The 21557-nt window shown below is 73.2% G+C and carries 19 protein-coding genes, 1 tRNA gene and 1 pseudogene; 7 read left to right on the forward strand and 14 right to left on the reverse strand.

Translation table 11 applies throughout. The features are described 5' to 3' along the window. Positions 1-560 precede the first annotated feature (560 nt). The 3 genes from HD595_RS08980 to HD595_RS08990 form a co-directional block, all read right to left on the reverse strand. Positions 561-3098, reverse strand: a complete 2538-nt coding sequence (locus HD595_RS08980) for an outer membrane protein assembly factor BamB family protein (RefSeq protein WP_253767461.1) — start codon at positions 3096-3098, stop codon at positions 561-563. Positions 3099-3250: 152 nt separating this feature from the next. Beyond that, positions 3251-3997 (reverse strand): hypothetical protein, encoded by a 747-nt coding sequence (locus HD595_RS08985; protein ID WP_253767463.1) that lies wholly within the window; start codon positions 3995-3997, stop codon positions 3251-3253. Between the two features lie 1053 nt (positions 3998-5050). Next, positions 5051-5230, reverse strand: coding sequence for a hypothetical protein (locus HD595_RS08990; RefSeq protein WP_253767465.1), 180 nt, complete (start codon positions 5228-5230; stop codon positions 5051-5053). 8 nt (positions 5231-5238) lie between these two features. Between HD595_RS08990 and HD595_RS08995 the strand changes: the two are divergent. Beyond that, positions 5239-5349, forward strand: a pseudogene (locus tag HD595_RS08995) (IS5/IS1182 family transposase); the annotation flags it as partial. Between the two features lie 124 nt (positions 5350-5473). Here the strand turns inward: HD595_RS08995 and HD595_RS09000 are convergent. Continuing rightward, positions 5474-5545 (reverse strand) — tRNA-Arg (locus HD595_RS09000). A gap of 116 nt (positions 5546-5661) precedes the next feature. Between HD595_RS09000 and HD595_RS09005 the strand changes: the two genes are divergently transcribed. After that, positions 5662-6048, forward strand: coding sequence for a response regulator transcription factor (locus HD595_RS09005; RefSeq protein WP_253767467.1), 387 nt, complete (start codon positions 5662-5664; stop codon positions 6046-6048). 20 nt (positions 6049-6068) lie between these two features. On the opposite strand, the gene HD595_RS45695 is transcribed toward HD595_RS09005, so the two are convergent. Continuing rightward, on the reverse strand, positions 6069-8834 hold the full coding sequence (locus tag HD595_RS45695; protein WP_308211111.1) for an AAA family ATPase: 2766 nt from the start codon (positions 8832-8834) through the stop codon (positions 6069-6071). Between the two features lie 103 nt (positions 8835-8937). Between HD595_RS45695 and HD595_RS09020 the strand changes: the two genes are divergently transcribed. After that, complete coding sequence (locus HD595_RS09020) at positions 8938-9555, forward strand: LysE family translocator (protein ID WP_253767469.1); 618 nt, start codon at positions 8938-8940, stop codon at positions 9553-9555. Positions 9556-9559: 4 nt separating this feature from the next. Then, positions 9560-10120, forward strand: coding sequence for a TetR/AcrR family transcriptional regulator (locus HD595_RS09025; protein ID WP_253767471.1), 561 nt, complete (start codon positions 9560-9562; stop codon positions 10118-10120). A gap of 25 nt (positions 10121-10145) precedes the next feature. Here the strand turns inward: HD595_RS09025 and HD595_RS09030 are convergent, their stop codons facing one another. From HD595_RS09030 to HD595_RS09060, 7 genes are all read right to left on the reverse strand, one after another. Further along, entirely contained in the window at positions 10146-11342 is a 1197-nt protein-coding gene (locus HD595_RS09030; protein WP_253767472.1) for a hypothetical protein, read from the reverse strand. A 31-nt stretch (positions 11343-11373) separates the two neighbouring features. Next, positions 11374-11754, reverse strand: a complete 381-nt coding sequence (locus HD595_RS09035) for a RidA family protein (protein ID WP_253767474.1) — start codon at positions 11752-11754, stop codon at positions 11374-11376. Positions 11755-11763: 9 nt separating this feature from the next. After that, positions 11764-12840, reverse strand: coding sequence for an alanine racemase (locus HD595_RS09040; RefSeq protein ID WP_253767477.1), 1077 nt, complete (start codon positions 12838-12840; stop codon positions 11764-11766). A 43-nt stretch (positions 12841-12883) separates the two neighbouring features. After that, positions 12884-14425: an N-acyl-D-amino-acid deacylase family protein gene (locus HD595_RS09045; RefSeq protein WP_253767479.1), complete on the reverse strand. Its 1542-nt coding sequence runs from the start codon at positions 14423-14425 to the stop codon at positions 12884-12886. A gap of 75 nt (positions 14426-14500) precedes the next feature. Then, the gene (locus tag HD595_RS09050) at positions 14501-15046 is read right to left on the reverse strand and encodes a DoxX family protein (protein WP_253767481.1); all 546 of its coding nucleotides are present in this window, start codon (positions 15044-15046) and stop codon (positions 14501-14503) included. Between the two features lie 158 nt (positions 15047-15204). Then, a complete protein-coding gene (locus tag HD595_RS09055; protein ID WP_253767483.1) occupies positions 15205-18291 on the reverse strand; it encodes a DUF4153 domain-containing protein in 3087 nt (1028 codons plus the stop codon). Next, positions 18288-18971: a response regulator transcription factor gene (locus tag HD595_RS09060; protein WP_253767485.1), complete on the reverse strand. Its 684-nt coding sequence runs from the start codon at positions 18969-18971 to the stop codon at positions 18288-18290. Before HD595_RS09060 ends, HD595_RS09055 begins: the two co-directional genes overlap by 4 nt. Positions 18972-19135: 164 nt before the next feature. On the opposite strand from HD595_RS09060, the gene HD595_RS09065 reads away from it, so the two are divergent. Together HD595_RS09065 and HD595_RS09070 are read left to right on the forward strand one after the other, a co-directional pair. Continuing rightward, a complete protein-coding gene (locus HD595_RS09065; protein WP_253767487.1) occupies positions 19136-19804 on the forward strand; it encodes a protein kinase domain-containing protein in 669 nt (222 codons plus the stop codon). 104 nt (positions 19805-19908) lie between these two features. Further along, positions 19909-20100, forward strand: a complete 192-nt coding sequence (locus tag HD595_RS09070; protein WP_175587475.1) for a hypothetical protein — start codon at positions 19909-19911, stop codon at positions 20098-20100. Between the two features lie 21 nt (positions 20101-20121). On the opposite strand, the gene HD595_RS09075 is transcribed toward HD595_RS09070, so the two are convergent. Both HD595_RS09075 and HD595_RS09080 read right to left on the reverse strand, forming a co-directional pair. After that, positions 20122-20433, reverse strand: a complete 312-nt coding sequence (locus HD595_RS09075) for a DUF3817 domain-containing protein (RefSeq protein WP_253767489.1) — start codon at positions 20431-20433, stop codon at positions 20122-20124. A gap of 4 nt (positions 20434-20437) precedes the next feature. Beyond that, a complete protein-coding gene (locus tag HD595_RS09080; protein WP_253767491.1) occupies positions 20438-21220 on the reverse strand; it encodes an SURF1 family protein in 783 nt (260 codons plus the stop codon). A gap of 117 nt (positions 21221-21337) precedes the next feature. Here HD595_RS09080 and HD595_RS09085 point away from each other — a divergent pair, with 117 nt between their 5' ends. After that, positions 21338-21520, forward strand: coding sequence for a hypothetical protein (locus HD595_RS09085; protein ID WP_253767493.1), 183 nt, complete (start codon positions 21338-21340; stop codon positions 21518-21520). Positions 21521-21557 lie beyond the last annotated feature (37 nt).

Consider the following 21557-nt stretch of genomic DNA (forward strand, 5'->3'; position numbering starts at 1 on the left):
ACGCGGCGTGAAGTGACGGTGATCACTAGGTGACTTGCCATCGGCCCCGCCTGTTCCATCCCGCCAGCAGCAGCCCACCCTTGACCGGTCAGAGCTACCGCCTTGCCTATGCTTCACACGACCCCTTGACATCACGGCGGCCGCCCACCCCTGGCGGAGCTGTCCCCGTCCCGGCCAGTGTCGTGGACGCCGTGCTCCGCCGCCGCGTCCCCTGTCGCCAGCCAACCCTTCCAGCTCCGTTCGATCAGCGGCGACGTTGGCCCGTTGCGCGCCCAAACAGCGCGAGAGGCCGCCCTGAAGCGGGAGGTACTGGCCACGGCCGACGCCGCGGAGGCCACCGCCCCCACCGTGGACCGGGGCTGTGAGCAACTCGCTGACCGGATCGCCGACGCGCCGGTGATGATGACCGGCGGCGGACCTTCCTACGGCACCACGATGTTCGCCGCAGCCAAACGCATCGAGACCGCCGGAGTGTTCGCCGTCGGCCAGGATCTGGTCCGCAAGGAGCCACCACGAAGAGTGCGCAGCCGACCCTGCGTACGAGACGATTGGTGGCCGGGCTATGGGCCTGTCGTGGGCCGGGCGTAGATGTTTCCGTTGGAACTCCCGAAGTACAGGAGGCCGTCTGCCGCGACAGGGTCCGTTTGACCGGTGCCACCGGTCCAGAACCTCCATCGCACCGTGCCGGTGGCGGGGTCGAGGGCGTACAACGTGCCCTCGCGGTCGGAGACGTAGACGGTTCCGTCCGCTGCCACGGGGCCGGTTTCCCGGCCGCCGGGCAGCGGGAGGCGCCAACGGATCTCGCCCGTGGCGGGGGCGAGGGCATACAGCGTGCGATCGCGGCCGACGGTGTACAGGAGTCCGTCCGCCACCGCGGCGCTCCATTGGAACATGGGCTGGTCGCCCTTGGCCCGGAAGCCCCACAGGGGCGTGCCGGTCGTGGCGTCCAGCGCGTGCGTGGTGCCCTCGTCGTCGCCCACGTACAGGGTCCCGTCGGCCACCACCGGACGGAACGAAGTGGGTCCGGTGATCCGTGATCTCCAACGGACCTTGCCCGAGACGGTGTCCAGGGCGTTCACGTCACCGTTGCTGCCCGTGGCGTAGACGGTCGTGCCGGCCCTCAGCAGGAGGATGCGGTCGTGTTCCGCGCCGAGTCGGTGGCGCTCTTTCACGGTTCCGGTGGCGGGGTCGAGGGCGTACAGCACGCCGTGGTCACTGCCGGCGAGGACGACGTCGCCGGCCAGCACGGGCTCGGGGGTCAGCACGTCGCCCGCCGGCTCGAAGCTCCACAGCCGCTTGCCGGAGGTTGCGTCGAGCGCGACGAGTTCGGCCTTTGATGACCAGGCGGGGTGCCTGGTCCAGAGGTAGAGGCGGCCCGCCGCGACCACGAGGTGACCGGACACGATGATCTTGCGGCTCCATCTCGGGCGGCCGGTGCCCGCGTCCAGCGCCACCAGCCCGCCGACGCTGCCGGCCGCGTACACGATGCCGTGCGCCACCACGTGGCCGTCCTCCACGGAACCGCCCGTGCGGTAACGCCAGCGCACCGCGCCGGTGGCGGCGTCCAGCGCGGACACCGTGCCGTCGCCGCTGGTGGCGTAGACGACGCCGCCGGTCACCACCGGCGCGGTACGCACGGCCGCGTCGGTCGGGAAGCTCCATCCGCGTTCGCGCGCGGGGGCAGGGGCGCGAACGCCCGGCTTGTACCGGGTGAACAGGTGGTCGCGCAGCAGCGGGGAGAGGAGTCGCACAGCTTGCCGTGAGGACGAGGTCAGCCGAACGACGACGGGGCCCACGTTGATGATCGTCGCGCCGTAGAAGCCGTTCGTCTCCGCCACGGTGTAGGACCGGAAGCCCGGGGCCTCGGTGGTGGGATCGATGTCGCCGGTCTCTTTGACGGCGGTCGCCTCGGCGGTGTACAGCTTGCCCGCGCTCGCGTCCGACGACGACACCCATTCCACGGACAGCGAGACGACGGCGCCGTCGTCGGTCGGCGGTATCCAGTCGCATTTCGCCGCGCCGTCCGTTGCCGGGGCCGGGCGGTAGCCGGCCGCGAAGGCCGCAAGGTCGCGGCCGGTCAGCAGGGCGCAGGCGTCCGGCCAGGCGGTCTTGGTGCGGGCGGTCCCGTAGATCAGCTTGTACGCGGTGAGCCGGGCGTCCCCGGGGATGTCGCTGAACACGAAGGCCATGTCCCGGCTCCCCCCGGCGAGGGAGACCAGGTGGGCGGGCAGGTCGATCGGCAGCCCGCCGAGCCGCCCGGTGCCGGGGTCGATGGAGATCAGGTAGGCGGGCAGTGGCCAGGTGGAGTCCTGCAAGGCACGGCCGTGGTCCTTCGCCACGGTGGAGGAGCCGGCGTACAGGAGCGGGTTCCAGCGGTCCGGAGCCGTGACCTTGACGGCTTGCGAGCCGGTGGACAGCAGGCGGCCGTCGGGTCCCAAGAAGAAGTCGTCCTCACCCGCCCTGGCCCGCATGTGACCCTCGGCGTTGGCCGTGAGCCCGATCGGCGGGCCTGCGTCCTTCGGGGAGGACGACGACGGCAGCAGGCGTGTCCATTCCTGCCGCAGGGTGCGCGGATCCACCGAGGCCAGCCGCAGCTCGTTCCCCTGGCAGTAGCTGAGCAGCCGCACCGATCGGGCCGTCGCGGCACCGGTCAGCCGGCAGCTTCGCGGGTAGGTCACCCTGGCCGTGGTCGTTCCCGTGCGTGCGTCGAGGGCGTGGATGTCGAGGGGTTCGTCCGCCTGCTCGAACACCACGATGCCGCGCTCAGTCACCATGATCCGCGGGCCGTGGTACGAGCCGGTGTCGGCCAAGCGGGGCTGACCGAGGGCCGTGATGACCGCGCGCCGCCAGAGCGGCGCGCCCGTGGCCAGGTCGTGGGCGTACAGGGTCTGCTCGGTGCCGTCCGGTTCTCCTCTGGCGACGACCAGCGTGTCGCCCGCGATCCAGACGCCGGTGACGGGGGCGGGCCGGGCGGGGTCGGCGGGAATGGTGCGCTGGAGCGCACCCGTGCGCGGGTCGTGGATTCTTACGGTGCTCTGCCGGGTCGCCACGGCCACCGCCCGGACGGACACGGCGTGGCCCGGGGCCTTCAGAGACATGGTGCCGTTCTCCGAGTCCGCGGGCACCGACCACAACGCACGCCACTCGACGGGTACGCGGGCAAGCCTCGTGACATTGTCCAGGCTCGCGGCCGAGCAGGTCGCCAGGAGGACCACGAGCAGGATCGCGGCTGACCGGCGCCTGTGCGCGGTCAGCACTTCCCGGCCCGGGCGAGCTTGCGTTCGATCGCGCACGCGGCGCTCCTGGAGATCGGCCGCCAGCCGCCGAGCGGAGAGGTCGTGTAGTACGCGTGGTAGGTGCCGGCGGTGCCGGTCACCCGGAACGGGGTCCTGTCCGGCCCCTGGATCGTCATCTGCTCGGTCCGGTCTCCCGTGAGCACGGTGATCAGGAGGTCGAAGGTGTAGTAGGCGGCCATGCCCGTGACCGTCATGGACAGTGTGACTCGTTCGTCCCGTTTGAGGTCAATCTGCTTCTTTCTGAAGTACGAGATATCCGGGTCTTCCGGACTGGTGAAGCGGGGTACGGGCTTGTCGAGATCGGCGGCGAGTTCGATGGTGGCGGCCTCTCCGGCCGGGGTGTAGATGAACAGTGCGCCGTCCGAAACGGGCTTGCGGTCAAGGACACGCGGCTGGATGTCGACGATGCGCAGGCTGCTGCGGTTGCCGACGAGGACGACGGTGAGGTCGGCTGTCTCGAGCGGGGCCCGGTCGTGGCGCGCCATGACCGCGTCGCGTCGCGAGCCGGACGCGCTGCCCAGCAGGACCGCCCGGTCAGCGGGGTCGGTCACCGTTTCCCTCAGGGTGGTGTCCTGCGCCGCGTAGTCGACGGCCACGTGGCCGACCTTGATCGGGGGCTCGCCGCTGATGCTCTCGACGGTGTCGGAGCCGCGCGCATTGAACCAGGCGGTGAACACGACCCCGACGGCCGCGACGATCACGGCGCTGACGATTCCCGCCAACCACGTCCGCATGGCTTTCCATCCTCCGGCCTCCTCGGTGCGCGGGGCGGATGCGGCACGCCTCTTCTGGCGCGCTCTGCCCATGGGACGTCCCCTTCGTCGGCGGTGCAACGGCACTGATATATAGCTGACGGGACGACCGCGCGGCCGCAGTATTGACCAATTTAGTCTGGGAGTTCCTGAATTTCTCAGGGCGAATCAGGAGCGAGAGCTCACACGCGCGGGGCGCAATAAGGGTTCAGCCGATACATGCCTTAGAGGATCGCGATCGAGACCGGACAGCTCCCTCCGAGACGTGCTGGGCGGCCTCGATCGGGTCAAGGTGTCCGGCCGCCTGCCACACCATGCCGCGCCAGGTCGCCGGAAGTCGCGCGCGGCGCGCCGTCTGGCCGCCGCGCTGTGGTTGGAGAGGCAGCCCCTATGTTGCGGCTCTGCGCTGGGGCTTCGAGCCACTGGAAGCCGTAGAGACATGTCCTTGCCCGCCCTCGTGCAGGCCATGTCCACGCCGCCGGGATCGGATAGGTGGCCAGGTCCCAGCCCGAAAGGTGCCGTAGATCTCGCTCAGGCGCGCCATGGGGCGTTTACGGCCGCACCATCAGCTTCCATGAGAATTAGGGCGAGCCCAGGATCCGCTCTGGATATCCCATGTCTTCGCAGGCCTGTAGCATTTGTCGCCTCTGAGCTCGCATAGCGAGAGAGAATTGGCGCCACGAAATTGCCCCGAGGAATAGGCTAATCAGCCACACCACTATGTCTGCGGGCGGCCGTGAGCCGAAGGTGCAGGTGTACGACGGACGTCAGCGACTGCTGGACGACTCGCCGGCCACGACGGGAGGCGTACTTGGGCCTCGACGGCGTGCAGGGCGGCGGTGGACGACCTGTCCTGAGCCAGCCCGGCCCCGGGTCCTGCTGCTCCAGAGCGTCAGCGGCGCCGTCGATCAGCTGGCCGTCCAGCCGCTGTTCGCGAAGCTCGTCCTAGCTGTGCTCGACCTCGCGACAAACATCACAACCGCCAGCTCCTAGCTCACTTCGTTATCCGACAGCGTAGGCGCGAGTGATCGTCTGAGTGACGCGGGCACCGGCGGTGTCCGTCGAGGTGGCGCGCAGCGAGACGAATCCCGGAATGCCGGGGTTGGCGATCAGCGCCGTCCATCCCGTTCCCGACGGGACGACGGGGACCTGGCGCCAGCTCGCACCGTCGTCGGTGGACATCTCCACCTGGAGCGACCGCGCAGCATGGGATGAACGTGCAGCTGTTGGCCGACCCTGTAGGCCGACTGGTGTGGGCCTCGCCCGCACTGCCGGGCGCCGTGCACGACGTGGCCGCCGCGTGAACGGTCGGACTGATCGACGCCGTGCCCAGCGCCGCATCCCAGCGAAGCACCCATCACAGCACGAAAGTGGGCACCCTTTGCCCTCTTGCGAGGAGAGTGCCCACTGCGCGGATCTGGTACGTGCCCCCTGTAGGATTCGAACCTACGCACCCGGCTCCGGAGGCCGGTGCTCTATCCCCTGAGCTAAGGGGGCCGAACGTGTGACAAGGCTACCAGTAATCAGGCACCACTCCGCACCACGATAAACCTCCGATCACACATCGCTGGAAAACCGCACGTGACGGCGCCACTACGAGTAGCTTTGCCGCCGTGGGTGAGGTTCTTGGGAGAGTGCTGGTCGTCGACGATGACGAGGTCATCCGTCAGCTCATCGCGGTCAACCTGAGCCTGGAAGGGTTCGAGGTGTCGACCGCCACCGATGGGCAGGACTGCCTGGAGCGGGTGCACGACGTCATGCCGGACGTGATCACGCTGGACGTGATGATGCCGTACCTCGACGGGTGGGTGACGGCGGAGCGGTTGCGGGCGGACGACGCGACCAGTCACATCAAGGTGGTGCTCATCACCGCGCGGGCGCAGGACGACGACAAGCGGCGCGGCATGAACATCGGGGTGGACGCCTACCTGACCAAGCCGTTCGACCCCGCCGAGCTGATCCAGGTGGTGCGCGACCTCGCGGCCCTGGCCAGGAGCTGAGCCGGCAGTCCAGCGGTCACTCAGCCGAGCAGGCCGTGGGCGCGGGCCGTGGCGGCCGCCTGGGTGCGGGTCGAGACGTCGAGCTTGCCCAGGATGTTGGAGACGTGGACGCTCACCGTCTTCTGGGCGATGAACAGCCGCTCGGCGATCTCCCTGTTCGTCAGGCCCTCGGCGACGAGCGCGAGCACCTCCAGCTCGCGGGCCGTCAGCCCGCCGTTGGATGACTCAGGGGCGGTCGGCCGGGCCCCGGTGACGGCGGTGAAGCGGGCTCTCTTGCCGAAGTCGGCCAGCACTTGTTCGAGGGGCGCGGCGCGCAGCGTGGTGGCGGCCTCGTGGGCCAGTGTCCATTCTGCCTGCGCGGCGTCGCGGTCGCCGGTGGCCAGCAGCGCCTCGGCCAGGCGCCAGCGGGCGCGGGCCGTCTCGTAGACGAAGCCGTAGTCGAACGCCTCCACCACCGGCCGCCACAGCTCCGGGTCGAGCCGGCCGTGCACGCGGTGCCACTCGGCCTCGGCGCGCAGCGCCCACGCGCGCCCCTCCAGGCCCATGGGGCCGCGCTGGCCGACCGGGCCGGTGGTGACCGCGAAGCGCGCCTGCTCGACGATCTCGTCGGCGTCCTCGACGACGCCGAGGTCGCCGAGCGCCCACAGGCCGACGGCGGCGATGCGCAGGACGGCGGGGTCGCCGGGCTGCAGCATGTCGAGCAGGGCACGTATGTGGGTGAGGGCGAGCTCGGGGTCGCCCTGCCAGAGCGCGTGCTCGGCGGCGAGCCCGCGCGCGATGTACGCGACGAGCCCGTCGGACCAGAACGGCCGCAGCCACCCGAGCCTGCTCTCCACGGCCGGCAGCCCGCGCGCCACCTCCAGGAACAACGCGAACGACGACAGGGTCGCCTCCGGCGCGGTGCCGACCCGGGAGCCGAAGGAGGCGGCCATGGCCTCGGCCTGGTCCCACTCCCCCGCGACGTAGTGGATGAGGAAGCGCAGGAACCGCATGTCGGTGCCGTAGGTGCTCCACGTGAGGCCCGTCTCGGACGCCACCCGGATGCCCTCGTCGGCGGCCGTGGCGGCGTAGGCGAGGTAGCCGGTCTCGTAGTGGATGCGGGCGTGGTGGAAGCGGGCGCGCAGGTCCATGGCGAGGTCGCCGGTGCCCTCGGAGGAGGCGACGGTGACCAGGTCGTGGGCCTTGTCGATGTCGCCGTGGAGCTCGGCGTGCAGGGCGAGGGTGAGCAGCGCGCTGACCTCGGCGTCGCGCGCCCCCGCGGCGCGGGCGACCTCCTGGGCGCGCAGCGCGAGCTCCTGGCTCTCGGCGTGGCGGGAGCTCCAGGTCAGCGTGCGGGCGTGGGTGGCCAGGGCGCGGGCCAGGCACGCGTCGTCGGCGGCCATGGCGACGGCCTGCTCGGCGGCGGCGATGGCGCCGTCCTGGTCGTCCATCTCGAACAGGTAGTAGGCCAGCCGCTCGCAGACCTCGGAGGCGGGCGGCAGGGCGCGGAGCTGGGCGACGGCCCGGTGGTTGTCGCCGCTGTCGGCGGCCATGAGGGCGCTGCGGAAGGCCAGCGAGACCCGGCTCTCGCCGGTCAGCGCCTCGGCGTCGGGCACCCGCTCCCAGAGGGACAGAGCCTGGTCGTAGTGCTGGTGCGCCTCGGCCGGCGCGCCGACCCGCTCGGCCAGCCGGCCGGCCTCGGCGGAGGCGGCCAGGGCGCCGGCCAGGTCGTGGCCGGCCAGGTGGTGGTGGGCCAGCTCGGCGGGCGAGGTGAGCAGCCGCGCGAACGCGGCGTGCAGCCGGGTGCGCTCGCCGGGCAGCAGGTCGGTGTAGACGGCCTCCTGGAGGAGGGCGTGGCGGAAGGCGTAGCCGTAGCCGTCGACGCGGAGCAGCCCGCGCGAGACGATCTCGCGCACGGCCTCCTCGAAGTCGGCGAGCGGCAGCCCGGAGACCTCGCGCAGCAGCTCGTCCTCGACGCGCCGCCCGGCCACGGCGGCGGCGCGCAGCACGCTCTGGCCCGGCTCGGACAGCACCTCGACCCGCGACAGCAGCAGGCTGGCCAGGCCGTCGGGCAGGCTGTCGCCCTCGGACATGGCGGCGAACAGCTCCTCGGCGTAGAACGGGTTGCCGTCGGCGCGGGTGACGATCATGCCGAGCTCCTGCGCGTCGACCCGCCCCATGGTGGCGACGTAGTCGGACATCGCGCCCGTGTCGAGCGGCCCCAGCTCGACCGCGGTCACCGTGGGCAGCCGCTTCAGCTCGGCCAGCACGGAGCGCAGCGGGTGGCGCCGGTGGAGGTCGTCGGTGCGGTAGGTGCCGACCACGCAGACCCGCTCGGTCTGCACCATGCGGCTGAGGAACACCAGCAGGTCGCGGGTGGAGCGGTCGGCCCAGTGCAGGTCCTCGATGACGAACAGGACGGGCTGGATGCCCGCCAGCAGCCCCAGCAGCGAGCCGAACAGCCGCTGCTGCGTCAGGCCGGCCGACGGGGCGCTCTCGACGCCCGGCAGCAGCTGGCCGAGCAGGGGGTGGGCGGCGGCGGCCTCGCGCACCGCGGGCTCGGCGCCGCGCAGGGCGTCGGCGAGCGGGAGGTACGGCAGGGCGTCGCCGAGCTCGGCGCACTGCCCGGACAGCACGTGGAAGCCGCGCTCGCGCGCCTCGGCCACCAGCTCGCTCACCAGGCGCGTCTTGCCGATGCCCGCGTCGCCGCCGACCAGCGCGACGCCGGCGGTGCCGGTCGCGGCGGACTCCAGCACGCCGACGAGCCGCGCCAGCTCGGCGCCGCGACCCACCAGGAGACCCTTCACGTTGAGCAACTATGCCACGACCCGCCGACAATCCATTGGCCCATTCCTACCGCCCACCATTGGCCTTCATAGCGGTAAAGAGCCATCTCTACGCTGATATTTCGTGATCAATTGGTCTACATACGTGTTCTTCGCCGGCGCCTGCCTGGCCCTCGTGGTCATCCCGGGCCCCAATCATCTCTACATCGCCGCCCGCGGCCTCGCCCAGGGCAGAGGAGCCGCCCTGGCCAGCGCGTTCGGCGTGGAGACCGGCACGCTCGTGCACATCGCCGCCGCGGCGGCCGGCCTCTCCTATCTGATCACCAGGTCGGCGACGCTGTTCGGCATCGTCAAGTGGGCCGGCGTCGCCTACCTCGTCTACCTGGGCGTCCGCGCGTTCACCTCGAAGGAGGAGGCCGCCGGCCGGGCGCTGCGGCCGCAGCCGCTGCCCAAGGTGTTCCTCGAAGGGGTGGTGGTCAACGTGCTCAACCCCAAGGTCACGCTGTTCTTCCTGGCGCTGCTGCCGCAGTTCGTGGACCAGCGCGCGGGCTCGCCGGCGCTGCAGATCGTGGTGCTCGGGGTGACGCTGCTCGTGTTCGGCCTGCTGTCGGACATCGTGTACGCGCTCACGGCCGGCGCGCTCGGCGCCCGCCTGGCCCGCCGGGCCCGGACCCTGCGGTACGTCAGCGGCGTGGTCTACCTGGGGATGGGCGTGGTCACCGCGTTCACCGGGAGAAAATGACGGCATGGCGCCCAGGAAGCAGCAGGAGATCTTCGACGCGACGCTGCGGCTGGTCGCCGAGCGGGGCTACGACGGGCTGACGGTCGAGGGCGTGGCCGAGCGGTCCGGCGTGAACAAGACGACGATCTACCGCTGGTGGCCGTCGAAGGCGGCGCTGCTCGGGGCGGCGCTGGTGGAGGCGGACGCGCTGGAGTTCGAGCCGCCCGACACGGGCAGCCTGCGCGGCGACCTGGTGGCGCTGGTCGAGGCCATGGCCGGCCTGCTGACGCGGCCTCCCGCGCGCGACATCGCGCTCGCCGCGCTGGGCGCCGCCGTACGGCATCCGGAGCTGGACGGGCGGCGCTTCTTCGCCGACCGGTTCGCGCGGGAACGCCCGGTGTTCGAGCGGGCGGTACGGCGGGGCGAGCTCGCCGAGACGGCCGACCCGATGCTGATCGTGGATCTGCTGGCCGGGGCGGTGTGGGTGCGGGCGGTGTTCCGGGGGCGGCCGGTGACGGGCGGGTTCGCGGAGGAGGCGGTGTCGGCGGTCCTGGACGGCGTCACCACCTCACGGGCGGCCCGGTAAGGACGGGCTCGCCGCGCCCCGCTGACTACTGCGCCTCCGCCAGGGCGGCCGGGATGCGGTCGAGCACCGGGTGGGGCGCCAGCCCGTACGCGTAGAAGTCGACGGCCGCCGCCCCCGCCGCCTTGGCCCCGCGCGCCTTGGCCACGAGCCGGTCGGCCGAGTCGCTGTCGGGGTGGCCGGGCCGCAGCACCGCCCGCACCTCGCGGTCCTTGCCGACCGAGCGCAGGTAGGCGCCGACGTCGTCGGCCACCCGGGCCGCGTCGCGGGCGTAGGCGAGCACCCCGAAGGCCGGCACGAGGTCGCCGAGCGCGACCAGGTCGACGCCGAGCTGCCAGGCGTCGTGCGCGGCGAGGCCGGGGGTGGGCAGCCCGTCGGTGTAGCCCTTGACCGCGCCGGTGGAGTCGACGAAGACCAGCCGCGCCCCCTCGGCGGCGACGGCCGAGGCGACCTCGGACACCAGCGTCGTCACGGTCTCGGACCGGGCCCGGGCGTAGGCCACGACCTCGGGGCCGGCGTAGGCGGTGAGCGCGGCCCGGGTGACCTCGCCCTGCGCGGGCGGCTCGCCGTCGAGGACGCGTCCGACGATGCCGGCGCACTCCTCGCGCGCCGCCTCGGCGTTGACGCCGAGGTCGGTGGCGCGGCGCATGCAGTAGTCGCAGAAGCAGAGCCCGAACAGGTACGTGTCCATCGGCCCGAGCGGCACGAACGAGCGCTCGGCCTGCTGCGGGTTGAAGTGCAGCGCCTCGGCCACCACGCTCTCCACGCCGAGCCGGGCGACGGAGCGGGCCAGCGCCACGGCGTACTCGCGCACGTCGGGATGCGCGGGGCACAGGTCGGTGGGTGAGCCGCGGTCGCCGAAGCAGTCGCGCACGGTCACGTCCGGGTGGCGGACGCCGAGCGTCGCGTTGCGCAGGAACACCGTCCAGCCGTGCAGCTTCAGCCCGCGCCGCGCGCACGCCTCGGCCAGCCCGTCGAGGGCGCCGGCGTGGCCGGTGGGCGGCTTGAGCCGCAGCCCGGCGAACAGCTCGGGCGGCGGTGTGAAGTGGGCGGCGTCGTGGCGGACGGTCAGCCGGGACAGCCCGTGCGGGGTGACGTCGCGGCAGGCGTGGTGCACCGCGCCGACGGTGACGCCGGTGACGCCGTAGCCGCCGATCCTGTCGAGCACCCGCTCGACGCCCTCACCGCGCAGATCCTCGACGAAGACGTACACCGAACTGTCCACGAGCCGACCTTACAGTTTCCGCCGGTTCCGCCTAGGCGCTCTTGTGCGCGACGAAGTCGATCTCCACGAGGATGTTCATCAGGTCGGAGCCGACGGTCGTCCGCACGGGGTACGGCCGGGTGAAGTAGGACTGGTAGACCTCGTTGAAGGCGGCGAAGTCGCGCTTGAGGTGCTGCAGGTGCACCGTCGCCTTGACCACGTCGTCGAACCCGAGCCCGTGGGCGGCCAGGATGGCGCCGAGGTTGCGCATCGTCTGGTGGGTCTGGGCGGCCACGTCGTCGCCGACGACCTCGCCGGTCTCCGGGTGCAGCGGGCCCGCGCCGGAGGTGTAGACGAAGTCGCCGACGACCAGGCCCTGCGAGTAGGCGCCGACGGGGGCGGCGCCCTCGGTGGTGCGCAGCTCCTTCTTCATGGGTGCTCCTCAGAAGAGAGTGGTGATCTCGCCGACGATACGGTAGTCGCGGTCGACGACCGGCAGCGCCCGCCACTTGTCGAACGCGGTGCACGGGTGCGAGATGCCGAACGCGAGCAGATCACCGGGACGCAGCCCGTCGGCCTGGACCACGGTGTGCTGGTCCTGCATCCGCATCACCGTGACGCCGCCGCGCTTCGGGACGGGCAGGCCCTCGTCGTACGGGGCGTCGCGCTTGCCCATGCCGACGACGGCCAGGCCCGGCTCGGGGGTGGACAGCACGTGCGCCCACACCTCCAGCGCGGGCCGCAGCTCGCCCTCCACGCGGTTGAACGGCGTGCGCTCGCGGTAGTAGCCGTCGTCGTGGGTGACGTACGCGCCGCTGCGCAGCACCACGGTGGCCTTGGTGGCGGCGAGCTCGCGGCCGATCACGTCGAACCACTGGCTGCCGCCGACCGTCAGGATCGGCTGCCGCAGGCGCAGGTGCTCGACGGCGTCCTGGAGGAGCCGCAGGTAGGCGCGGACCTCGGCGGCGCCGGGCAGCCCGCCCTCGTAGCCGGCGATGCCGGCCAGCTCCACCCCGGGACTCTCCTGGACGTACCGGACGACCTCCAGCAGCTCCTCCAGCGACCGGCAGCCGGCCCGCCCGCCGTGGTGGCCCAGCTCCACGAGCACCCGGAACGGCCGGGGGCCGGCGTGCTTGGCCAGGATGTCCACGCCGGCGGCGGAGTCGGCGAAGCTCAGCAGGTCGAAGCCGGGGTCGCCGGCCAGCTCGGCGGCGGCCCACGCCAGGCCCGCCGGGTCCACGAACTGGTTGGCCACGACGATGCGCGCGGCGCCGAACGAGCGCGCCGCCATGGCCTGCCGGGTCGTCGCCACGGTCAGCCCCCAGGCGCCGGCCTCCAGTTGCCGGGCGGCGATCTCGGGCGACATGTGGGTCTTGGCGTGGGGGGCGAGCTCCAGGCCGTGGTCGCGGGCGAAGGCGGCCATGGTGGCGATGTTGTGCTCCAGTGCCTCCCGGTGCACGACCATCACGGGGAACGGCAGGCCGCCGTCGAAGATCGAACGGCCGATGGCTTCCCGCACGACGTCTCCTCTTTCCGGTTGCTCAGGCTCGTCAGGGTGGGTGTCAGCGCGAGCGCAGGGCCCGGCCGGGCGTGGCCCCGGTCGGCTCGCCGCCCGCCAGCACCGGCACGCCGGACACCAGCACGTCGTCCACCCCTGTCGCGAGCGTACGGGGCGCGTCGTAGGTGGCGCGGTCGGCCACCGTGGCGGGGTCGAGCACCACCACGTCCGCCGCGAAGCCGGCCCGCAGCAGCCCCCGGTCGGCCAGCCCGAAGCGGCGCGCCGGATGCGCGGCCAGGTGGACCGCGGCCTGTTCCCAGGTCCAGTCGCCGAGCTCGCGCACGTGCGTGCCGAGGAACCGGGCGAAGGCCCCGAACCCGCGCGGATGCGGATGGCCGCCCACGTAGATGCCGTCGGAGCCGCCGGTCTGGGCGGGGTGGCGCAGCATCCGCCGGACCGACTCCTCGCCCTCGGGCCCCTCGTCCGGCCGGGCCAGCACGCAGCCGGCCTCCAGCCGGCTCTCGACGAGCATCCGGCGGCAGAACTCGGCCGGCTCCACGCCCTCCCGCCGGGCCGCCTCGACCATGCCGAGCCCTTCGGCCCATTCCATGCCGGGCGCGTGCGAGACGGTCAGCCGCGGCCAGGTCTGCGCCAGCTCGGGCCACCAGGCGTCGAGCTCGCCGGAGACGAGCATCTCCAGGGTCCGGGCGGGGTCGGCGGCGGGCGCGTCGGGCGGCAGCACCACCATGGCGAGCATCGTGCTGCCGCGCAGGTACGGGTAGGTGTCGAAGGTCAGGTCGACGCCCGCGGCCAGCGCCTCCTCGACGAGCGGCAGCAGGACGTCGGCGGGCCCGTGCAGGTGGGAGACGTGGACGGCCGCGCCGGAGCGCCGTGCGATCTCGTTCACCTCGGACATGCCGACCCCGGCCCGGGTGCCGTAGGCGCGCATGTGGGTGACGTACGGCAGGCCGCCGAGCGGCGCGCACAGCGCGGCCAGCTCCTCCGCGGCGGCGTACCGGCCGGGCAGGTATTCGAGGCCGGTGGACAGGCCCACGGCGCCCTCCGCCAGGCCGCGCTCGACGCGGCCGAGCATCGCGGCCAGTTCCTCCCGCGACGGGGCCTGCGGCGCGGCGCCCATGACGTCGTAGCGGATGGTGCCGTGGGGCAGCAGGTACGCGGTGTTGAGCGCGGTGGCCCGGTCGTAGGCGCCGAGCAGCCGGTCCACGCTCAGCGGGCCGTCCCCGAGGACGCCGGGCAGGGGGCCGTTGACGGCGGCGAAGTAGCGGGCGGCGTAGGCGACGGCGTCGGCGGAGCCGGGGGCGTACGAGACGCCGTCCTGGCCGAGCACGAACGTGGTCACGCCCTGCCGCAGCGCCGCGAGCTGCACGGCCGGGTCGAGGACGACGGCGTCGCCGTGGGCGTGGCAGTCGACGAACCCGGGCGAGACGAGCCGGCCGGTCGCGTCGATCACGGCGGCGGCGTCGGCGCCGTCCAGCCGCCCCACGGCCGCGACCTTGTCGCCGGTCACGGCCACGTCGGCCCGGTACGGCGGGGCGCCGGTGCCGTCGAGCACCCGGCCGCCGGTGATGATCACATCGAATGCCACCCAAGGATTAAACCCGATCTCCCCTCCCTCCGCTCGGCCGACTTCCCGGCGGGTGGTGCGGGCTTTCAAGGAGCCTCAGAAGTGGACGTTGGTCATCGTGTACCACGTCGGTGCGAAGACCAGCAGCGCCAGTGCGCCGAGGACCGCGACCGACCTGACCACGTGTGCGGTGGTGACGGCCCCGGGTGCGACGGGCCGCAGCTTCCACCGTCCCACCGCGACGAACGCCGAGACGCCTCCCAGCACGACAGTCGCGGGGACCAGGTCGTACTCGCCGCGCACGACGTGGAAACCGGCCGCGAGGATCATCGTCAGCGTCAGGCCGGCGGCGGCGAGCGGTGTCAGCTTCGGCCTGACGCCCGTCATCGCCGGCAGGACCAGGCCGATGCCGCCGAGCACCTCGACGACCCCGATGAAGACGATCAGGGGCTGCGGCACCGCGGCGTACCAGGCCACGGCCCGGGGCGCCGCCGCGTACAGGGCGTCGTCGTACAGCAGCACCTTGCCGAAGCCGCTGCCGGCGAAGAAGAAGCCGAACAGCACCTGAAGTGTCCACAGTGCGCCGTTGAGCGTGAACCTGAGCCCGCGCCTCGTGGCCTGCCGCTCGATGTGCTGGTTCATGTCCCGTCACTACCTTTCTCATCGGGTTGGCGGTGCGGGACTCATACGACCACCGGGCGCGGCCGCGCGCATCGTCCGTGGGACACCCTGGGACACCCGAGAGGCGGCCCACCTGCGCGAACAGGAATGCGTACCGTGGCCCAGGGCTGGGACAGTCCTCAGTCGAGCGTGCGGGAGGAGGCGCGCGGGCAGGAGGCGTCCGGGCGGATCGGGTGCTCGGCGAGGACGGCGCGGGCCTGGGCGCGGGCGAGGTTCCAGCCGTTCCACGGGTCCGGGTCGCCGAGGTCGTTGGCCGCCACCACGTCCGCCAGCACGCAGCTGCGCTGCGGCTCGGGCAGCCGGTCGAGCGCCGGCACCGCCTCGGCTCCCAGGTCGCCCAGGTAGTCGGAGTCCATCTTGGCGACCCCGCGCACCGCCACCTGCGTCTGCGCCACGCGCAGGTCCGGGTTGACGACGGCGAAGCCGACCAGGGCCACTCCGGTGACCAGCACGACCGTACGCGGCAGCCAGGCGGCGCCGCGCCCCGCCAGCCGTACCGCCCCGGCCAGCAGCACCAGCGCGAACACCGCGGCCAGCCACCACAGCGTCGCCTGCACCGACAGCCGCAGCCGCGACAGACCGTACGCGTCGGTGTAGAGGGCGAGCCGGTGCAGGGCGGAGGCGAGCACCACGAGGGTCAGCGCGCACAGCACCCCGAGCTGCCCGGCCAGCAGCCAGCGCTCGCGCCGCCCCACGCGCAGCACCCCGGCGGCCACCGCGACGATGCCGAGCACGAACACGCTGACCACGACGAGCTGGAAGAACCCCTCCCTGGCGTACTCCGCGTAGGTGAGCCCGGCCGTCCTCAGCACCCACGCGTCCCCGCCGAACAGCGCGGTGATCTGCACGGCGACGAACGCGGCGAACAGCAGGTTCACGGCCGTCAGCGGCAGCAGCCACACGCTGCGGCTCACGCTCAGCTTGGTCTCGGGCCCGGCCGGGTCGTTGACGGGCCGCAGCGCCACCAGCACCACGGCGGCCAGCAGCACGGCCACGACCGCGAACACGAAGACGCGCAGCGGCAGCGTCTCGGCCCAGTCGGGGGTGGCGGTCAGCCGCCGCACGTACGTGGCGAACACGCGGTCGGCCGAGGCGAACAGCACCCCGAAGACCGCCACCAGCACGACCGTGAGGCCGAGCCCGGCCAGCACCGGCAGGATCCGCCGCCGGGCGGTGAGCTTCTTCAGCGGCTCGGCCAGGAACCACGGCACGGGGGGCAGCGCCAGCAGCACCGACAGCGCGCCCCTCATCGCGCCGATCCAGCCGAGCCCCGCCCCGGACACGGCGAGCGCCGCCAGCGCGGCGCCCGCCACGATCAGCACGCCGACCAGCCAGTCGGCGTCCCGCACGGCCGCCATGGAGATCAGGACGTACGCGACGAGCGCGTACGCGCACGTCCACGGCGTCAGGCGGCGCAGCACCGCGGGCAGGGCCGCCGCGCCGAGCACCAGCGCCACCAGCACCACGCCGAGACCGGCCTGGACGCCGGGCAGGGCGACCGCGCCGAACACGCCCGCCCCCACGGCGGCGGGCAGCAGCCAGCGCGGCGTCGCCGGGAGCTCCGGGCGGGGGAAGAGGGGCGGGGGCACGTAGACGGGCGGCGGCGCCTGGCCGCCTCCCTGGCCGGGCCCGGCGGGCCGGGGGGGCGCGTGGCGCGGGGTCGCGCCCTTGATCGCGCCCAGCGCCCCGGCCAGCAGCGTGCACAGCACCAGGGCGATCAGGCCGAACCCGCCCCCCAGGGCGAAGCTGACGAACACCGCCGCGACGACTCCGACCGCGAACCCGGCGACCAGGCCGAGGCCGGTGCCCACGATCAGCCGGAGCAGCACGTCCCCCGGCCCGGGTACGGGCCCGGCCGCGTACATGGGCGCGGGTGCCGCGGCCGGGCCGACCCTGACGGGTCCCGCGGCCGGGCCGAGCCCGGCGGGGCCCGTGGCCGGGCCGACCCCCCGGCTCCTCGGCGCCTCTCCCGAAGCAGGTCCGGCTCCCGAAGCAGGTCCGGCGTGGACGGGCTCCGGCGCGCCGGTCCCGGCCCCCGCGACCGGCACCGCCCTCTCGGACGCCGGACCCCCCTGGAACACCGGCTCGACGCCCGCCTCCTCCACCGGGCCCGGGCGCGCGGAGGCCGGGCCCGTACCCCCTGAGACCGCCTCCCTCACGACCGGGCGCTCCTCCCGGTCCGGCGGCGGCGCGGCGCCGCCCCGTCTGTCCCCCATAGCTGTCCTCCCTGGCAGGTCGATGATCATGCGGCATCCCGCGCCGTCCCCGATGCGGATGCCGCCCCCGTGCAGCTCGACGATCTCCTTGACGATCGCCAGCCCCAGTCCCGCGCCCCCGGCGTCGGCGGCGCGCGCCGCGTCCAGGCGCGAGAACCGCTCGAACACCCGCGACCGGGCCGACGCGGGGATGCCCGGCCCCTGGTCCGCGACCGTGAGCCGCGCCCCGTTCCCCTCGGCGGTCCCCGCGACGGTCACCACGCCGCCGCTGGGGCTGTGCCGTACGGCGTTGTCGAGGAGGTTGGCCAGCACCTGGGCCAGCAGGTCGGGGTCGGCGCGCACCACGAGCCCGGCGGGGGCCCGCGCGACGATCCGGACGTCCTCGCGGGCCAGCTCCGCCTCCCGCACGGCCTGCTCCAGCAGCGGCGCGAGCTCGACCGGCTCGGCCTCGATGTGGCGGGCGCCGGAGTCCAGCCGCGACAGGTCGAGGAGCTGGGCCACGAGCCGCCCGAGCCGCTCGGTCTGCGCCAGCGCGGTGCTCATGGTGCCCGGGTCGGCCGCCGAGACGCCGTCCACGACGTTCTCCAGGACGGCGCGCAGGGCGGTGATGGGGGTGCGCAGCTCGTGGCTGACGTTGGCGACCAGCTCGCGGCGCTGGCGGTCCACCTCGCCGAGGTCGGCCGCCATGGCGTTGAAGGCCCTGGCCAGCTCGCCCACCTCGTCGCGGGAGGTCGCGCGCACGCGCAGGTCGTAGCGGCCCTTGGCGACGGTCTGGGCGGCGCGGGCCATCTCGCGCAGCGGCCTGGTCATGCCCATGGCCAGCACCTGCACCATGATGAGCGCGAGCGCCACGGCCACGGCGATGCGCAGCTCGCGCGACAGGCCGGAGTTGATGCCGACCTCGTTCACCACGAACGCGGTGCCGACGGCCAGCACGATGACGATGCCGAGCTTGACCTTGATCCGGCCGAGGAAGTCGAGCGGCCTCATCGGCGCACCAGCGCGTACCCGACGCCGTGGACGGTGCGCACCACGTCGGAGCCGAGCTTGCGGCGCAGCGCCCGCACGTGGCTGTCCACGGTCCGGGTGGCGGCGGCCTCGGAGAAGCCCCACACGTCCGACAGCAGCCGGTCGCGCTCGAAGACCTGCCCCGGCCGCTCGGCCAGGCGGCGGAGCAGGTCGAACTCGGTCCTGGTGAGCTGCGCCTCGGTGCCGCGCACGAACACCCGGCGCGCCGCCGTGTCGATCTCGACCTCGCCGACGCGGATGACCGTGTCCTCGGCCGCGAGCTGGCCGGCTCTCTCGACCCGGCGCAGCAGCGCGTGGATCCGGGCCACCAGCTCGCGCATGCTGAACGGCTTGGTGAGGTAGTCGTCGGCCCCCACGCCCAGCCCGACCAGCACGTCGGTCTCCTCGCCGAGCGCGGTCAGCATGAGCACCGGCACGGGGCGGGCCGCCTGCATCCGGCGGCACACCTCCAGCCCGTCGAGCCCCGGCAGCAGCCGGTCGAGGATGACCAGGTCGGGCTCGGCCCGGCCGTACTCGGCCAGCGCCGTCTCGCCGTCCCCCGCCACGCGCACCTCGAAGCCCTCGGCCGCCAGCCGGTCGCGGACCGCCCGCGCGATCGTCTCGTCGTCCTCGACCAGGAGGACCCGTCGCCGCTCTGCCACGGACGAAAGCCTAGGAGTGCCGGGTGCAGACGGCACTCACTGAATCGTGCACATCCGGTGCAGAACGACCGGCCGCCGGGAAGTGTTCATGCCCGGGTCGCCGGGATGATGGCCGGGGCCGCCGCCGGGAAGCTATCGTCCACCTGGATGGGGGAGATCACGGCATGGGCAAGACCACGAAGCTCGCGGGGCGCTACCGGCTGCTGAACCCCCTCGGTGGGGGCGCCGTCCGGCTGGCCTTCGACGAGCCGGCGCACCGCGACGTCGTCGTCCGGGAGCTGCGCCCGCCGGCGGGGCTGCTGGAGCGGGCCGCCGATGACGCGCGCCGCCTCGCCGCCCTGCGCCACCGCTCCCTCGTGCCGGTCGCCGACGTCGTGACCGAGGACGGCGCCGTCTGGGTGGTCATGGAGTTCGTCTCGGGGGCGTCGCTGGAGCGCACCGTGGGGTTACGCGGCCCGCTGCCCGCGACGCAGGCCGCCAGGGCCGGGGTGTGCGTGCTGGAGGCGCTGTCGGCGGCGCACGCCCTGGGGATCGTGCACGGCCGGGTCGATCCGGGCAACGTGCTGCTCACGCCGACGGGCCGGGCGCTGCTGACGGGGTTCGGGCTGCCGCAGCCGGAGCTGCGTCCCTCGGCCGACCTGTGGTCGCTGGCGGCCACGCTGCACTTCGCGGTCGAGGGCCGGCCGCCGGGCGCGTCGCCGGCGCCGGGCGCCGACCCGCTGCGGTCGCTGATCCGCGCGATGCTCGACCCGGCCGGGCCGCCGCCGGTCGAGCTGGTCTCCGGGACGCTCGGGCGGCTGGCCCTGGACCGCTCCGGCGAGCCCGGATTTTGAGATACATCGCGAATCGGAACCCCGGCGCGCCCCCACTCGTTGGACCGGCGACGCAGAATGTGGAAGAGGCGGGGCGCGCGCTCCGCGTTCGGAGGGTGTTGAGGATGTCGCCAGTCCAGAAGTACGCCGTCGGCGCCGGCGCCGCCGTCCTGCTTTCGCTGATCTTCCTGCCCGGGTGGCTCACGTTGCTGGTCGTCCTCGGCGTCGTGGCCGCACCGGTGGTCGGCTACCTGATGCTCGACCCGTCGCAGCGGGAGCGGCTCAAGCGCGCCCGCAGGCGCGGCATCGGCCACTGAACGGATCCGCGTGGCGGGGGCTCAGGCCCCCGCCGCCGCCATCTGGGCGTGCACCCGCTGGGTGACGCGCCGCTCCACGAAGAACGACAGGAACGGCACCGTGCCGCCCAGCATGATCCCCAGCATGTACGGCCAGCTCCACCGGGCCTTCATGCCCAGGTTCATGACCGCCACCAGGTAGACCATGTAGAGGAAGCCGTGGACGGGCGCCACGAACTTCGAGATGCCCTCGATGCCGAAGCCGTACCTCAGCACCATGGCCGTGCACAGCACGAGCAGCATCACGCCGACGCAGTAGGCGAGCACCCGGAAGGGCTTCAGAGCCGATTCCACCGTTTCAACCTTCCAGAACGATCTCAGGGGACTGCTTGGGGTGTTCCCGGCCCGTGCGCACGGCGTCGCGGACGAAGTGGAACCACATGAACACGGCGAACCCGGCGAAGATCCACCAGTTGGCGGCGTAGGCGAGGTTGCGCCAGGTGAACGTGCCGCCGACGACCGGCGGAGCGACCTTGACCTGCGTCAGCGCGCCCGACGGCGGCTGGGCGACGAGGTAGCCGTCACGGATCCTGCCGCCGTTCCACAGGTTGACGAGCTGGCCGGTGGACACCGTCTGCACCTGCCCCGGCGGCAGCTCCTCGGGCCGGCGCTGCACGCTGTCGGTGCCCTGCTGCGGCCGCAGCCGGCCCGAGACGGTGACCTCGCCGGACGGGACGGCCAGCCCGGCGGCGTCGGCCGTGGCGGTCCAGCCGCGCACGACGGGGAGCAGCGTGCCGTCGCCGAGGCGGAGCGGGGTGAGCACCCAGAAGCCCCGGTCGCGGTCGGCCTTGCCGCCGGGCGCGTCCACGTCGGGCTGCCGGTCGATGACGAGGAGCTGGCGGGAGGCGTCGTAGACGCCGCTCGCGGTGACGCGCCGCCCGACCGACCTGCCGTCCATCTGCGCGCCCACCGGGGCGAGCGCGGTGACGGCGACGGGCGCGGGATCGGCCGCCGCGCGCGGCCTGCCGGACTCCTGGAACACCCCGAGCTGCCAGCGGCCGAGCAGGATGAACGCCACGAGGACCACCACCGTCAGCAGGTGGAGCCCCAGCATGCGGGGCGAGAGCACGGTCCTCAGCATGCTTCAACGCTATCCGGCGACAGGACCGGTCCCGCACCCAGCCCGCCCGCCGATCGGGGGCAGCCGATCGCGAAAAAGGCGCAAAATGCCACAGGTGATCCCGCTAGGCTGCTGCCCATGTCTGAGCAGCACCAGCAGCCCATCGACCCGGCGGGCACCACGCAGCAGTTCCGCGCCTTCGCGCAGCGCTCCGACCAGGAGGCCGCCGCCGCGCCCAAGAAGTCCCCCCTCGTCCCGATCATCGCGGTGGTCGCGGCCATCCTCGTCATCGGCATCGCCGCCTTCCTCGTCCTGCGCTAGGCCCTGTCCCGCGCCGGCGCGCCGGGCCCTGTCCTGC

The sequence above is a fragment of the Nonomuraea roseoviolacea subsp. carminata genome, assembly GCF_024172185.1.
In the GTDB taxonomy this organism is placed as follows: Bacteria; Actinomycetota; Actinomycetes; order Streptosporangiales; family Streptosporangiaceae; genus Nonomuraea; species Nonomuraea roseoviolacea.